Genomic DNA, 16,141 nt, shown 5'->3' with positions numbered 1-16,141 from the left:
TTTTGTTTAAAGGACGACCACTCATCCCGTTATACGATCTTTTATTCAAAAAATTCTTTAACCCAGTTATTTACGAAGTACTTGTCGAACGCCGGATTGGTTGTTAAAATGCTGCCTTTTAACGCCGCGGTTTTACTTTTTATTTCTTCAACGTTCTTCACATCGTTAATATCATCAACTACCACAATGTGGTTCGGATCAAAAAACTCAGCCTGACGGATGGAGGTATTTGTAGTTACCAAAATTGCCCCTGCTGCCAGTACCTCAAAAGTACGCATTGTTAAGCCGCTTTGCCCAAAGCGCTGGATATCCAGCACGCTTTTAGATTCGCCGAATATCTCCGCTACATCCTGCTGCGTAAGTTTGTTGAAGCTTACATCGCTCCACTGGATTTTTTTATAATAGCTCTTGAATGTTTTCTCGAACCAAAAAAACCATTTGGCAGGCGAAAAGAAGAACACGAATGTATCGCTAAAGTTGGCAAACAAGGCCTTTATTACCGAATAGCGGTTGGAATGCAGCGTGCCGACGAACGACATGGTGTACCTACGCTTATCCGATGCCTTTGTTTGCGCTTTGTATTCGTTTGTATAAAACAGGTGCTTTAACTTCAGCACCGGGTTAGCGGCAACGTCTTTAAAGTCGAAACTGAAGCATTTGTCAAAGTGCTTTAAAATATATACCGAGTTCTTGTTATTGTTGTTGATAGAATCGTAGGTGTAATAAATCAGCTTCGCCGCAGGGTTGTTCTTTTTAAAATCGACAATAAAGCTTTGCGGTACCACCTCCCCTTTTATCAGGAAAAAGAAATCGTACTTTTTATCTTTTATCTGCCGGGTTATATCCTTGTAGTACTTCTCTACGATTGTTGTCAACAAGCTTTTCTTCACCCTGAAAACGGCCTTCATCAGCGAATTATTCGACGTACGTTCGTCGAAGAAATCCACCCCGTAGCCGTTGGCCTCCAGCGCTTCGCAGATAGATACTTCGTATCCAAAAAACCGGGGGCCGATAAAAAGTACGTTTTGGGTAGCGGCTACCATTATTTAAATAAGCCTTTATCCTTCATTTCCTGTAACGACTGTTGGTACTTGTCGGTTTTTATTTCCTGGGTGTTTACCCATGCGGCAAATTTAGCTATCCCTGTTTTAAAATCAACCTTAGGCTCAAAGCCTAATACGGATTTAATTTTGGTGAGGTCGGCATAGTTATGCCTTATATCGCCTAAACGGTAGTTACCTGATATGGTAACCGGCACGGTGCGGCCGTAGTTGGCCATCAGTTCTTCTACCACGGTGTTTACCTCTATAGCAATGCCTGTACCCACGTTGAATACCTGGTTATTGGCTTCCTCTTTTTCTATACCTAAAATGGTAGCATCAACCACGTCATCTATAAACACGAAGTCGCGGGTTTCTTTGCCGTCTTCAAATACGTTGATGTCCTTATCGTTTTTGATACGGGTAGAGAAGATCGAAAGGATGCCGGTGTATGGATTTGACAGCGACTGCCCCGGGCCGTAAACGTTTTGGTAACGGAACGCAACCGGTGCAATGCCTATAGTTGGGCACACCGTCATGATCATTTGTTCCTGGTTTTGCTTGGTGATGCCATACACCGATGACGGGTGGATTTTCGAATCTTCATCAGTGGCAACCAATTGCAGCGATTTTTCGCAACCGGGGTATTTTACTTCAAAATCGCCTGCCTGCATGTAATCGTCGGTACGGTGTTTTGGGTAAACGTAGCCAAGTTCTCCGCTCAGGTATTTACCCTCGCCGTAAATAGAACGCGAGGAAGCAATAACTATTTTTTTTACCTGATGAGGGTTGTTTGCCAAAATATCCAGCAATAAAGCAGTGCCTCCAATATTTACATCAGTGTAGCGTTTTATTTGATACATAGACTGGCCGGTCCCGGTTTCTGCAGCAAGATGGACTATTACGTCCTGGCCGGCTATAGCTTCCACTAGGTCGGCTTCAGATTCTACAGTGCCTTTTATAAATTTAACGTTATCGGCTATTGATTTGTATAGCGGAGATTCTTCCTCGGGGTTTTCGCCGTGGATTTGTTTCGACAGGTTATCAAGAATGGTAAGAGTATGTCCTTTTAAGATAAGTTTCAATGCGAGGTTTGAGCCGATAAAACCTGCCCCACCGGTAATTAGTATATTCATTTGGTAAAATTGCCTTTTGCGTCTGTTTTCTCCCAAACCGAAGTTTCGGGATTGTATCTTTTAATGATTTTTGCCGGGGTGCCCGCTATCACACAATATTCGGGGAAAGTTCCCCTGACTATCGAATTGGCACCAACTATATTGTGCTTACCTAATTTGCTGCCCGGTAGTATCACTACGTTATTATAAATCTTACAATCGTCGCCAATGCTTACATCAGTAACTTCTATCGGTTGTCGCTCGGGCGGCATATCTATCCGTTCGTAACCGTGGTTAATATCGGTTATAGTAACATTAGCCGCTATGGCTGTGTTTTTACCGATCTCGACTTTTTTTGCGCAGGTTAAATGAAGGTTTTGCTGAATGGTAACCCCATCATTTATAATGATAGCAGGACTGAATTTAACGCCCTCATATTCGGATATCCCCTCTATCCTGGCATGGTTCCAGATAGCAATTCTATCGCCCATTAACATAAATTTGGGCGTGATTTTTATTGGGCTGAAAATGACGATCTGCTTACCCGACTTTTTAAAGAATGGCTTATAAAATAGCAGCGTTTTAAGGTAAGGGTATATGTATTTGAGGTATTTCAAAATGATGACGGAGATGGTTTAAGCTAATTTTAGGCTATTAATAATATCGACTGCCGGCTTATGCACTTCATCAACACTAACACTTTTGATGCACAAATTGTGGCCAAATTTACAATAACTTTGATGACATGGCTTACATTCCATTGTGTGTGATATTATTTTTTTAATTTCTGCACCATAAGGCGTTACAAATTTGGGGTCTACATTACCAAAAATAACCACCGTTGGCACTTTAAATGCCCCTGCAATATGGGCAGCACCGCTATCGTTACAAACCACGAGGTTGCACAAGCTTATTATTAAAGTATAATCGTGCAGTCCTGTATTTACATGAATAAAATCCACCGGGTTAGCAGTAAGTATATTCTGCAACTTTACAACGGTTTCTCTTTCGTTGGGGCCTTCAAAAATTATAAAGATGGCATCTGCATAGGTCTTCGCTAACTTTATAATTAATTCGCCATAATTATTTTCATCCCATTTTTTCACCTCCTGGCTTGCGCCCGGGTGGATACCTATTACAAACCTGCCATGCAAATTGTTTGCAGATTTGTAATTATTTATAAATGCCGTATCGCCCTGGCTTAACTGCAAAACGGGCAGTTTATCTTCATCAGTATAGCTACACCCTATCATGCTCAGCAAGTAAAGCCACTCTTCGATGTAATGCTCAATAAAGGGGTTGGGTGCTACTGCATCGGTAAGCATATATTCGCCTCCTGTGTAGTTAAAACTAACCTTCCGTACCGATTGGATAAAGTTCACATAAAAAATACTGCGCCAATCACCCCTGAAATCTATGCTCAGGTCATACTTTTTACGGTTGATAATACGGAGGCTGCAAAAAAAATGAAGAACGTTTTTTAATGAATAGTCAGCCGTCAGCCAAGGCACTTTAACAGTAACAAAATTATCAATAAGGCTTTGATTTTTTAGGATGATTTCTACATGTTTACCACCAACCAACGTGATATTGGCGTTGGGAAAATTCCTTTTTAACACACGCAGCGAAGGGATACTCATAATGGTATCTCCAATCATCATAAAACCTATAATTACTATTTCCTTAACGATTTCCGGCTGAGGCGCGGGATACGCTTTTTTATTCTTAGGAAAAAAATAGATGGCCTTAAAAAAACGGTCTATTATTTTTAGCTTTCTTAGCTTAGAATCATCAAATTTTGGCATACTAATAATTTCTTAAGCGTTATTTTCAGTTGCTACGTTAATATTACCAGCTTTGATTTTTTTTGGCTTTACGAAATAAATTACCAATCCATAAAAAATGAAAGCAGGAAAAGAATAAATTGAGATACGGTAAAAGTCCGTAAAAATGTACCCGATATTAATGTATATAAATGCCAAATAATAAAAAACGAAATATCCTTTGTAATTGGCCTTTAGGCGGTTTACAAAACGTTTAATTTTCTTGATCAGGTACCCTGTAAAAAATGCCGAAAAAAACGGCAACAAAACAACCCCAATCCACCCAAAGTTTACATAGCCCCATAAAGAGACAGGCAGCCGCAAGCCACCTGACGCGATCTCCGATATGTCATTAGTATCATTTAACACCATCAGTGTCCAGGCAGAGGTGTTGTATTTAAAATTAAAAGGGATTAGACCTCCCAAAAAAGTTAGGCCATATGTAAAGTCTACATGGTTCTTTACAAAGGCTTCCATAAAGCTTAACTGATCTACAATATCCGGTGCACCTGAGGCTATTATCTCGGCGGTTGTTAGGCCCTCGCCCGATAAATTGGTAAATGTATCCGGAAAGTAGTAGGCAGCAATGGTCCAGAAACTACTACCAACTGAAAATACAAGTATCAAGAACAAGAGATAGAAAAAGAAAAAGGTACGGCCTTTTTTTAACGACACTATAATGGATAATGTAAGCAAAATGCCCCCAATGGTTTCAGACCGGCTTAGGGTAACAAAGATTAGTACTAACCCTATAAATATCAGCAGGAAGCTATTCAGTCGTTTTTTCATGATAAAATCGATGAAGAAAAACGGCATTAAAAACTGGATAAATTGCTTGGCTGTGCGATAAAACAAGGCTACCGGCTGATAACGGGCGTTATAAACGCCCTTAAATTGTTTGGCGGAGTATGGGTCGTCTGCAAACATGGGAATATAACCCATATATATAAAGCATAACACCAGCACAATAAGGCTGCCTATATAGAATACTTTAGACAAGCGCAGTACCTTGGTTTCAAAAGCATCCGATTCCATGGCATTCTCTACTATCGAAAACTTCATCACGCTATCTACAATAAGTATGCTTCGCCATTTGTAACCTAATATTATGCCGGCGGTGAAGGAAATTGATGCGCAAAGGTTTATTAAAACATATAGCCTAACCGTTGATGGGCTCGCAAAAAAATCAAAATCAATTAAAAAAGACGGAATTACATAAGCAATGAAGCAAAATCCAATTAGCAAATGGTTGAAAATATTCTTCTTATCGAACCATACCAAATAGGTGCCGAGTAAAAATATAGTTAGCGAAAGAAATATAATCAGCTTATCTACCACTGATGTTATTTTTTAATAAAGGCATTCAGGTCGATCCCCCTCATTTTAAGGTATTGGTTACGTATAAGCCTAAACGTAAAGTTTGGCATTAAAGCAAGCATATTGTAATATACTAAATATTTTAACCTTATTTTAAATCCAAGATACCTGTAAAAAGTATAATAAAGCCGTTTAAAAATAAAGAGGTAATTCTTGTCCTTTGTTGATATATATTGCATCGTTATGGTACGAAACAACGACTCAGGCGACACAAAATTATACACATCACGCTTAAAACAATCTATAAGCAGCTGTTTCTCGCGATAGTTTATTCGCATATCAAGCAATGTTGATACACCCTGTATAACCATAATATTGGCACTTTCGCCACCCGTGGTAATAACAGGGTTAGTACACACTGCCTTATCGGAAAATATCGTTTGGCTTTCGCTGGTGAGCGATTGAAATAAAACTATCCATTGCGATACGCACGAATAGGTATTGTTGTTTGCCAGCCAATGCCCATAAGCGGTTAAGTATTTGGTTTGGTAAATGTTGCAACTGATATAAATCAATGCGCCAAAAGAGTCGGTATTAGCCAAAAACGCCTCTTTTCCATAATTTACGCTTGTTTTTGACCGTGTTGGCCTGTTTGCAGACGGGCTGCAGTAGTTAATACTTACCACATCCGGATATGCCTCCATATCGCCAAAAATGGTCTCTATAGCAGTCGGCAAAATTTCATCATCATCGCCAACAGTCCAAAGCCATGGGGTGTCGCAATATTCAAAACAACGGATGATGTTGGAGTCGCCCCCGATATTTATATGGTTACGGTGTATCTTATAATTTACCTCAGGGTAACGGGCAAATATCTCAGCTGTGGTTTCGGTTACAGGCGTTTCAGAATGGTTATCTATAATAGATAAATAACAATCGCTATTCAATTGCGGCAACAGTTTGGTGAGGGTGTTGAGCAATTGCTTTGGCCTGTTATAGGTAGGTATGGCAATAGTTAGCTTTGGCGTTAATTGTGCCATAGTTGTGTTTTTGTTTTAAAAATGTACCAGGCCCATGGCAGGCTTATAAAAAAAGCGATAAAAGAATACCCTGCTACTACGCCTATCATACCTATATATTTACCGAAACATAGCGTAGAAATGGCGCAAAGTACGCCTATTACTATCGAGTTAACCAAAAAAGGCTCTTGCTTATGGCACCTCAAAAAGGTTGCCCACGAAAATATCAACTGGTTAACAATAGTTACTGCGCATAGCATGGCCATTGGCACCAGGGGCAGAAAACGCGCGCTGAACGGGTTATTAAGATAATTGAGCAACAGCAACAGTGCGTAAAATACAATGATGCCGAAGAAGTTTACCGACATGAGATTCTTTAAAGTACGGCTGAACAGCGAATTAAGCTCATGGAACTTTTTGTGTGCAATAAGCGACGAAAACACAGGCACCTTGGTGGTTATCCAGCTCATGGAAAGATTTGAGATCCCATTTAGTATTTGCAGCGACATGCCCATTTGCCCGGCCACAACTTTGCCAGAAAATGCGAACAGCACCGGGTTGAATAACTGGAAAATAAAATAACCGCTTATCCAGCTCAGGGCTATGCGCCATTGGAAGGGAAATATCTCCGTCATGTAGTTAATGGTAGCCTCGCCTTTTTGTTTCCAAATGGCAACCAGCTTAATTCGCCTCGTTGAAAAAATTATCTGGAAATAATTGATCAGAATGGATATCATTGAGGCAAGCGCCGCAGAATATAACCTAAACCCGAGTATAAAAAAGATGAACAGCAGGATAACATTGGTGGTTTTTTGCACCATGCGCACTTTGGCCATATCCTTTACCTCGCCAAGCCCGTCTATAAACGCAAGAATAGGGTCTATGAATAAATTAAGCGAAGTGGCCAGGCACAGGATGACCCAGGGCATCTGCCATTGTACATGATCGTTATTACTATAACTCGAAAAAAAGTGGTACCCCGCTACCAGCAATATAACGAACAAAACAATGCTGATCACACCGAACCATTTGATAAAAAACCGCAGTAATGACGACAACCTGGAGCGGTAGTATTCGTCGCCAGAGAGGTGGTGCCCATCCCATGAAAGGTGGGCAAATTCGTGCGCGGTATATTGGGTGATGATACCGCTAAGTCCCAACTCGAAAAAAACCTGTATAGCAAGGATGCTGGAAAAGGTATAAAAGTACCCCCGCTCGTTACCTGTGAGGAATAAGCCGATGAACACCACCGAACCCACTCCTCCCAAACCTTGTACCGCCCGCGATAAAAGCGTGAATATAATAGCCCCGTCGACCCCAATCTTGTTCAGGGCCTTTTTTACAAATGCCAGCACTTAACTATTGATATATGCCTTTATAGTATCCAATATATAATCGTAATGGCTCTCGTTCAGGCCCGGCCATACGCCCAGCCAGAAAGATTGGTTCATGATGGTATCGGTATTTGCCAGGTTGCCTATCGTACGGTGGTTGATGTTGGCATAAGCAGGCTGGCGCAACAGGTTGCCGCCGAACAGCAGACGCGTACCGATCATCTTTTCTTCCAGGTGCTGCACCAGCATGTGCCTGTCTGCGGCGTCGCCTTCGCGAAGGGTTAGCAAGAAACCGAACCACGATGGGTCGCTGTGTTTGGTAGGCTCGGGCAGGATGAATATTTCTTCCAGCTCTTTCATGCGCTCATACAGAGCCTTATAGTTTTCGCGGCGGCGCTGAACGAAGTAATCAACCTTTTTCAACTGAGATACGCCGAAGGCAGCCTGCATGTCGGTAACCTTAAGGTTGAAACCAATGTGCGAATAGGTGTATTTGTGATCGTAGCCATATGGCAACGAGCCTAACTGCTGCGAAAAACGGCATCCACAGGTGTTGTCTTTTCCCGGCTCGCAATAGCAATCGCGGCCCCAATCACGGAAACTTTCGGCAACTTTGGCCAGCTCGGGGTTGTTAATCAACACTGCGCCACCTTCGCCCATGGTAATGTGGTGCGCCGGGTAAAAAGAAAATGTCGAAATATCGCCAAAGGTGCCGGTTTTTTGCCCGCGGTAGGTTGCGCCTAACGAATCGCAATCGTCTTCCACCACCCACAGGTTGTATTTTTTGGCCACGCGCATTACTTCATCCAGATCGAACGGATTGCCCAGCGAGTGCGCTATCATGATAGCCTTGGTTTTTGGCGATACCGCTGCTTCGATGTCTGAAGCAAGCACGTTGTGCGTCGCGATATCTACATCTACGAAAACCGGGATAGCGCCAAACTGTATCATGGGGTTCACCGTGGTAGGGAAACCAGCTGCAACGGTGATTACCTCGTCGCCTGGTTTTACGGCACGGTCGCCGAGTTTGGTGGATGTTAATGCGTAGAATGCCACCAAATTAGCCGATGAGCCGGAGTTTACCAGCAATGCTTTATGTGCGCCAAAGTATTTGGCAAACTCGTATTCGAATGAATTGGCAAAGCGGCCCGCCGTAAGCCAGCCATCAAGGGCAGCATCAACTCCATGTAAAATATCCTCCTCATCCATCACCTTGCCGGTTACCGCTATGTAGTTTTTACCTGCGATAATCTCCCGCGTAGTGTTTTTTTTGATGACAGCCGCTAACTGGCTTTGAATACTTTCGTCGATATTTTTGTATGGTAACATGGTAATGTTTTTAGTACTATTTCTTTTTATTTTTAAATATCCTTACGGACTTTTTTTCTTGTCTCTTGAATCTAATATCTTGATTCTAATTTGCTGCTCTACTTCTTATACCAATTAATGGTCTTCTTCAACGCGGCATCGAAGCCAATCTGTTGTTTTACGCCGATATCTTTTTTAATGGCCGAAGTATCGGGTATAGATATCGACGATTGCTCCGGATAGGCTTTAGAGTATTTCACCAGCACATCTATCTTGTTATGAAAGTTGGCGGTGATCTTGTCGGTCAAATCTTTTAAAGAGATGGCCTCATCGCCGCCTATATTATAAGTTGCTGCGGTTTTGCCTTTGGCTAAAGCCATCAGCAGCCAGCAGGCCACATCGCTGCCGTAAAGGTAGCTGCGTACGGTGTTTTCGTTGCCCAGTATGCGTATCGGACCATTAAGTATACTATCGCGGATGAAGTTATTGATGGCCCAGGGTTTCTCCAGATTTTGGTATGGACCGATGAACGAGAACGGGCGCGTAATTACCACCGGCAATTTCTGTTGGTTGCGGTAAATAGCGCAAACGGTTTCGGCCATACGCTTTGCCTCGCTGTAGGCAGCGTTAACGGTGTTGCTGTCAGATACCCCTAGCTCGTTTTCTTTGATGCCTTTTTCTGATGTGGCAACCGGATGGCCGTATATAGTGTTAGAGCTAAGGTGCACGAATTTATTCAGCCCCGGTAAACGCAGGCAGGCATCCAAAAGGGCCTGCGTGCCTTTGTAAAACGTTTCGATGGTTTTTAGCGGGTTGCTTACGTGGGTGCGGTTATCCGGCGAACCGGCGGCGTTTATTATCCAGCGCACATCCTCGGGCAGTACGCTTATGTTGCGTATATCCTGTTCAATCAGCGTAACGTACTTAAGGGCGGCCAGGTGCGGTACTTCGGCGCGATAGTCTTCCATATCGCGAGCCAGCAGGTACAATTTTATATCGAAACCCTCTTCATCGTTCAAAATGGCGACCACCTCGGTTATCCATTTGCCAATGAAGCCGGTGCCGCCGGTAACTAAAATGCTTTGTCCGCGCAGGCAATCCAACGCGGGGATGTATCCTGCCAGCGATTGCCTGCAATCGGCCTTGATATCGTTTATAGCTTCTTTCTTCATGTTAGTTCTGGCGTTTAACTAAATCTAAAACAACCTCTATAATCAAATCTTCCTGGCCGGCAACCACTTTGCGCCTGCCCAGCTCGAAGTAAACGTCGCGCGGGTCTACGCTGTATTCTTTGGAAATGCGATTTACGTGCTTAGAGAAACCAGAGAACACGCCCGCCAGGCCGCTCGCTACGCTGTCTGACGTGATGATGGGCACCAGCGGCATAATCCCTTTTTCGGCTATATCTGCAGCATCCAGCATCTTGTAAAGGTCTACCCCGTGGCTGTAGCCCATTTTATTCAAAACGGCTATCAGTACCTCCAGTTGCGCGTTGCCTGCGCCTGCGCCGAAGCCGCGTGCCGTGCCATCCAAAATGGTGGCCCCTGCTTCTATGGCGGCAATGCTGTTGGCAATGCCCATACCCAGGTTATTATGCCCGTGGAACCCTACCGGTATGGCCAGGCCATCAACCAACGCGTTAATACGCTCGGCAACATCCTCAGGCAAATAAGCGCCTGCCGAATCCATGATAATGATGCCCTCGGCACCATAAAGTTCCATTTTCTGGGCCTCTTCTACCAATAACTCGGGCGATGCCATATGCGTCATCATCAGTACGCCGTAGGTTTCTTTGCCCTTTTCGCGCGAGTAGCCAATGTGCCTTTGGGTAATATCAGCCTCGGTACAATGCGATGCTACGCGGATAACGTCTACCCCCCATTCTATGGCTTTCTTCAGGTCGCGTTCTATGGTAGCAAAACCGGGGATAACATGTATGCCCAGCTTGCTGCTGCTAAGGTGCTTGCGGGCGGTGGTCAGCAATACCTCGTCGGTTTCCAGGCTCTCGCCCACTTGTAAGGACGATGCGCCTAATCCGTTTCCATGCCCAACCTCTACTATAGGTATGCCGGCTTTGTTGGCAGCCTCGCAATACAAGGCTACCTGCTTTGCAGATAACTGGTGCGATACGGCATGGTTGCCGTCGCGCAGGGTAGGATCGCTGATGAGTATATGTTGTTTCATTAATTTGCTAAAAAGGTGGTAGCCGAGGGGTTTGCCGCCTTTTTGGCGTACTCTTCGGCAACGGCAATGGCCGCGCAATTGATAATATCCAGGTTGCCTGCGTATTTAGGCAGGTAATCGCCCAGGCCCTGCGCCTTTACCATCACCACGATGCGGCCATTCTCATATATGGGCGATACCAGCAACTGGTAGCCAGGCACATACGAGTTTATGTTCTTCACCATAGCCTCTACCGCCAGCGTCAGGGCCTCGATATTCGGCTTGGCTACTTTGGCAAAAATGGTGGTCTGCATATCAATACAGGGATTGGCCGGGTTAAGGTTCAAAATAGCTTTGGCACGCTTGGCGCCCGAGAACATGCGTACGCCTTCCTCTGTTGTTTCAATATATTCATCCAAATTAAGGCGGGTTGCCGGGCCTGCACTGCGCGATGCTATACTCGATACTACTTCAATATATTCAACATCCGGATGCGTTTGGCCAATCAGATAAGCGATGGGTATAGAAGCCTGCCCGCCGCAGGTTACCATGTTTACGTTTTGCTGCGTTACGGCATCGTTGAGGTTTACTGCCGGGATGCAAAGGCCGCCTACTTTAGCGGGCGTCATATCTACCACGATTTTGCCCAACTTTTTCAGTATAGCCCAATGGTGCTGCGCATCCTTTGCCGATGTGGCATCGAACACTAAATCGCAGCAATCAGGATCTTTTACGATGGCGTTGATGCTTTGATCAGATACCTTTACCCCCAGGCTGATGGCTTTTGCCATACCGGGCGAGGACAGGTTACGGCCGATGAACAGCACGCACTCCAGGTACTCCGACCGCTGTATCTTGATCAGCAGGTCAGTCCCGATGTTGCCGCTGCCCAATATGGCTACTTTCAATTTGCTCATTGTCTTTTAAATTAAGCCTCGATATCTGCCGATTTTGGGTGCAGGCCGCCCAGCATGATGGCCTTAAGCTGCTCTCTTGGTATAAAGGGCGAGAGGTCCTCAAGCGGCGGAGATATCAAAGTACCGTCTTTTTGAATTGCTAAAGATAATTTCGGCACAAATGTTTGGTGCGGGTGCGTAAATACTTCGCAAATAACCGGGCCATTGTGTGCTTGTACCTGCGGCAGCACCTCGTCGAAATCTTCCCAGGTGCGTATGCGGAAGCTTTTGAACTTGAAAGCATCTGCGAGTGCCGAAAAATCGGGACAGCTTACGCCCGATTTAAGATCGGTGCCGGCGGCGCGGCCTTTGAACAGTGCTTTTTGGGTATTCTTGATCATCAGGTAGCCATCGTTATTGAAGATGAACAGCTTGATGGGCAGGTTATGGTGCGCCATGGTTTGCAGTTCCTGCAGGTTCATCATCATGCCGCCGTCGCAATTGAGGCACATTACCTCGCCGTTATTGGTAGCGATGGATGCGCCGATGGCAGCGGGCAGACCGTAGCCCATTTCGCCGAGGCCTGTAGAGGTCATCAAACGCTGACCTTTCTTCATTTTAAGTACCTGGTGCCCGCTCAATAAGGCCGTGCCCATATCGGTGACGATAATTTGATCGTCTTTCAAATGCGGGTGCAGCTTATCCATAAAAGGATAAGAATTGATAAAGCCATCCTTATCCGGGTGGTCGAAAGGGTTCACCCATGGGAAATCTTCCCGGTATTTATCGCAGGTGGCTACCCACTCACTCAGGTCGGACCTAAAATCTTTTGTTTGCGCTAATAATTCTGTTATGAAGTCCTTAGCATCCGCTGCTACTGTTGTTTTGTAGCGCGATGCATATTTGGCCAGTTCGTGTTCGTCGATATCTACTACCGTTATCTGTGCCTCGCGGGCAAGCTCGTTTATTTCGTAACCGATCTGCGGAATAGCCATACGCGTGCCTATACACAGCAGGTAATCGCAGTTCTGCACCACGAAGTTGGCGCAACGCTGGCCATAAGTACCGGCGCGACCGTAAACCAGGGGGTGGTATGAATCTACCATATCTATACCCGCCCAGGTAACTAATGCAGGCGTGCCCAATTGCTCCAACAGCGGCTCAATCAGTTCAGTGGCATCAGCCAGCCTGATCCCGTGGCCCAACCATAGCAAGGGCCGTTTGGCAGCCTTCAAATCGGCCACTATACTGCTAACCTGCGATGGCAGATCTTTGGATGGCAACGCTGCGGCAGGTTTCTCGTAAGGAAGGATAGCGCTTTCGTCAATCACTGCCGATTGTATATTCATCGGGATATCCAACCAAACGGGACCGGGACGGCCCTCAAGGGCTATATCCCAGGATTTGTTCAGCTCTACCAGGATGTCTTTAGGTTCCAGCACGCGGCCGGCGTATTTGGTTACCTTTTCTACCATCAACGAGCTATCGTAGCCTTGCACGCCCCACATCCTTACGTCCTTGTGCAAATCGATGAACTTAGAGTTTTCGTTGCCCGATATAACGATGCCGGGGATAGAATCGGCCCAGGCGCTTACCACGCCGGTAGTGCCGTTGGTAGAACCGGCGCCAGTAGTCAATAATGCTGCGGTCACTTTGCCTGTAAGGCGGTAGTAGGTTTGCATGGCCATGCAGGCGGCCTGTTCATGGTGCACGCAAACTATTTCGGTGTAGCCTTTACTGAATATCGAATCGAAGATATGCGCGTTGCCCGCGCCAATTATCCCAAATACGTGCCGTATTTCTTTTTCTTCTAAAAAGTCGGCTATTGCATCGCTTATTTTCATGGATCGAATTATGCTTATTTATACAAGGTAGCTGTCGATTGTCCGCTTAAAACCGGTTGCTATATCGGTTTGCGGTTGCCAGCCTAAAGTTAACAATTTATCTATATTAGGGGTATTGCGCAGCAGAGGGCTTTTCAGGTACTGCGTATTATCATTAGTCGCCGCTTTTATTACTTTCAAGTCTGGCTTGCCCAGCGTTACCACAGTTTCGGCCAATTCTAATATACTGTGCTCCTGCTGCGGGTTGCCTACGTTGTAAGCTTCGCCTGGCGTACCATTCAGCAGCACTGTGATGAATGCTACGGTGGCATCTTTAAGGTAACAGAACGCCCGCCTCGCCGAGCCATCGCTCTTCATCTCTATATTGCGCCCGGCCAAAATATCAGCCACGAAATCGGCATACACGCGGCCATCGTCCAGTTGCATGCCCGGCCCGTAGGTATGGAAGGGCCTCACCACCTTTGCGCTTATGCCATATTGCTTATAGTAGCTTACGCAGATGTTCTCGCCCATCCTTTTGCTCTCGCCGTAGCAGGCGCGTACCTGCATAGGGTCTAGCTGACCGTAATAATCTTCCCTTACGGGATTGTGCTCATTATCAACCTGCCCATACACCTCGCCCGAACTAAAATACAGGAACGATTCGATGTTCTTTTCACGAGCAAGTTCCATCAGGTTCAGCGTACCCAGTACGTTGGCGCTAAGGGTACCCACCGGGTCGGTGCCGTAATATTTAGGGCTGGCCTGGCTAGCTGCATGTATAATGAAATCAACATCACCCACAACGGATACTGGCAAGCTTACGTCCTGTTCGATAAAGCTAAGATTATCGTTATCCGCATATTCTGAAAAGCGTTTTTTTGCTTTCGCGATGTTGCGCACCAGGCCGATTACTTTGATATCCCGGCCCGAGGTAGCTCCTACGTATAAGAACGTCTCTACCAAATATGCAGGTAGGAAACCATTTGCGCCCGTTATCAGCACCGTTTTACCGGCAAAGCGTTGCCAATCTATTGTGGATTGGCGTATCGCTTCCAAATCTTCCAGTACGATTTTATTGCTGGTCATTCAAAGTGTTTAAAAAGCTAAAACCTGTCTTTTGTACATACATTTAAATTATACCTATCGGTATATACTATATTTAAATTGCCAACCGGGATGCTGTTCCCCAACCGTCTAAGACAGTTTTATTGTTGAATATTCTGTGCATTTAGAAATGCCAAAACCTGCTTTTCTGTATATATAGCAACATTATACCTATCGGTATAAAAATTCTTATACCAATCTATCGTGTATTGTACCGCTCTCTCTGCATTAAAAACAGGCGTCCATTTCAATTCAGACATCGCCTTGCTGATATCCAATTTGAGCAAGCCCGCCTCGTGCGGCTGATTAGGGTCTACATTGGTAAAGTAGTTGCCGCTGCCCCAGCATTCGATAGCCAGTTCCACCATTTTCTTTACAGGGAAGGCGTCGTTCACGTCCGGCCCGAAATTGTATGCCTGCGAAAAGGTTTGCGGCGCGCCGGCGAGCTTTGCACCTAATAATAAATAGCCTAACAAAGGCTCCAACACGTGCTGCCATGGGCGTACAGATGCGGGGTTGCGCACTTCTATCTCCTTATCGGCAGAAAGCGCTCGCACGATATCGGGAATTAATCTGTCTTTCGACCAATCGCCCCCTCCTATCACGTTGCCTGCGCGGCCAACGGCAATAGCTTTTTGGTGCGTGCTATAAGCCCTGGTATTGAAGAAGGAGTTACGATAGGAATCGATGACCAACTCGGTACAGGCTTTACTGGCGCTGTATGGGTCGTAACCGCCCAGGCGGTCGGTTTCGCGGTATGGGTAGGCCCACTCATTGTTATGGTAAACCTTATCTGTGGTTATCAAAACGGCGTTGCAGGGGTTTTCTAACTGCCTCATGGCATCCAGTACATTAGCGGTGCCTATGGCATTTACCTCGAAGGTTTCTGAAGGTATTTGGTAAGATAGCCGCACCAACGGCTGCGCCGCCAGGTGGAAGATAAAATCGGGTTGGAAACTGCTAACAGCTTCTGTGAGCGTGGCTCTGTCGCGCAAGTCGGCGATTACCGATTGGCAAAGCGTATCACCCTGTATCACGCTGTATAGGTTCAGCTCCGTTTCCGGCGCAAGGGCGTAGCCCTTTACCTCGGCACCAAGCATGCTGAATATCTTCAGCAGCCAGGAACCCTTGAAGCCTGTATGGCCGGTAAGGAATACCTTTTTGCCTTTATATGTTTCTTTAAGTGCCTCTAACAT

General features: G+C 45.4%; 14 protein-coding genes. All 14 read right to left on the bottom strand.

Going from position 1 to position 16,141, the window contains the following annotated elements:
• Positions 1–41 precede the first annotated feature (41 nt).
• Positions 42–1,043, bottom strand: a complete 1,002-nt coding sequence (locus AC1DYT_RS22680) for a WaaS/CpsH family glycosyltransferase (RefSeq protein WP_477471796.1) — start codon at positions 1,041–1,043, stop codon at positions 42–44.
• The gene (locus tag AC1DYT_RS22675) at positions 1,043–2,176 is read right to left on the bottom strand and encodes an NAD-dependent epimerase/dehydratase family protein (protein WP_477471795.1); all 1,134 of its coding nucleotides are present in this window, start codon (positions 2,174–2,176) and stop codon (positions 1,043–1,045) included. Before AC1DYT_RS22675 ends, AC1DYT_RS22680 begins: the two co-directional genes overlap by 1 nt.
• Complete coding sequence (locus AC1DYT_RS22670) at positions 2,173–2,646, bottom strand: LbetaH domain-containing protein (RefSeq protein WP_477471794.1); 474 nt, start codon at positions 2,644–2,646, stop codon at positions 2,173–2,175. Before AC1DYT_RS22670 ends, AC1DYT_RS22675 begins: the two co-directional genes overlap by 4 nt.
• A 144-nt stretch (positions 2,647–2,790) precedes the next feature.
• Positions 2,791–3,960, bottom strand: a complete 1,170-nt coding sequence (locus tag AC1DYT_RS22665; RefSeq protein ID WP_477471793.1) for a glycosyltransferase family 9 protein — start codon at positions 3,958–3,960, stop codon at positions 2,791–2,793.
• Positions 3,961–3,972: 12 nt separating this feature from the next.
• The gene (locus tag AC1DYT_RS22660) at positions 3,973–5,043 is read right to left on the bottom strand and encodes an O-antigen polymerase (RefSeq protein ID WP_477471792.1); all 1,071 of its coding nucleotides are present in this window, start codon (positions 5,041–5,043) and stop codon (positions 3,973–3,975) included.
• A 278-nt stretch (positions 5,044–5,321) separates the two neighbouring features.
• The gene (locus AC1DYT_RS22655; RefSeq protein WP_477471791.1) at positions 5,322–6,335 is read right to left on the bottom strand and encodes a glycosyltransferase family 2 protein; all 1,014 of its coding nucleotides are present in this window, start codon (positions 6,333–6,335) and stop codon (positions 5,322–5,324) included.
• Complete coding sequence (locus AC1DYT_RS22650) at positions 6,323–7,669, bottom strand: MATE family efflux transporter (RefSeq protein ID WP_477471790.1); 1,347 nt, start codon at positions 7,667–7,669, stop codon at positions 6,323–6,325. Before AC1DYT_RS22650 ends, AC1DYT_RS22655 begins: the two co-directional genes overlap by 13 nt.
• Entirely contained in the window at positions 7,670–8,977 is a 1,308-nt protein-coding gene (rfbH, locus tag AC1DYT_RS22645) for a lipopolysaccharide biosynthesis protein RfbH (protein ID WP_477471789.1), read from the bottom strand. It abuts the gene before it with no gap.
• A gap of 98 nt (positions 8,978–9,075) precedes the next feature.
• A complete protein-coding gene (locus AC1DYT_RS22640; RefSeq protein WP_477471788.1) occupies positions 9,076–10,128 on the bottom strand; it encodes an NAD-dependent epimerase/dehydratase family protein in 1,053 nt (350 codons plus the stop codon).
• A gap of 1 nt (position 10,129) precedes the next feature.
• The gene (gene dmpG, locus AC1DYT_RS22635; RefSeq protein WP_477471787.1) at positions 10,130–11,140 is read right to left on the bottom strand and encodes a 4-hydroxy-2-oxovalerate aldolase; all 1,011 of its coding nucleotides are present in this window, start codon (positions 11,138–11,140) and stop codon (positions 10,130–10,132) included.
• Positions 11,140–12,036, bottom strand: a complete 897-nt coding sequence (locus tag AC1DYT_RS22630; RefSeq protein WP_477471786.1) for an acetaldehyde dehydrogenase (acetylating) — start codon at positions 12,034–12,036, stop codon at positions 11,140–11,142. The genes dmpG and AC1DYT_RS22630 overlap by 1 nt, the downstream gene beginning before the upstream one ends.
• Before the next feature lie 11 nt (positions 12,037–12,047).
• Positions 12,048–13,859 (bottom strand): thiamine pyrophosphate-binding protein, encoded by a 1,812-nt coding sequence (locus tag AC1DYT_RS22625; RefSeq protein ID WP_477471785.1) that lies wholly within the window; start codon positions 13,857–13,859, stop codon positions 12,048–12,050.
• 18 nt (positions 13,860–13,877) lie between these two features.
• A complete protein-coding gene (locus AC1DYT_RS22620) occupies positions 13,878–14,927 on the bottom strand; it encodes an NAD-dependent epimerase/dehydratase family protein (RefSeq protein WP_477471784.1) in 1,050 nt (349 codons plus the stop codon).
• A gap of 119 nt (positions 14,928–15,046) precedes the next feature.
• Entirely contained in the window at positions 15,047–16,141 is a 1,095-nt protein-coding gene (rfbG, locus tag AC1DYT_RS22615) for a CDP-glucose 4,6-dehydratase (RefSeq protein WP_477471783.1), read from the bottom strand.

It is taken from the genome of Mucilaginibacter sp. P1_D10, assembly GCF_056406215.1.
This window is presented reverse-complemented; position numbering and strand designations above follow the sequence as displayed.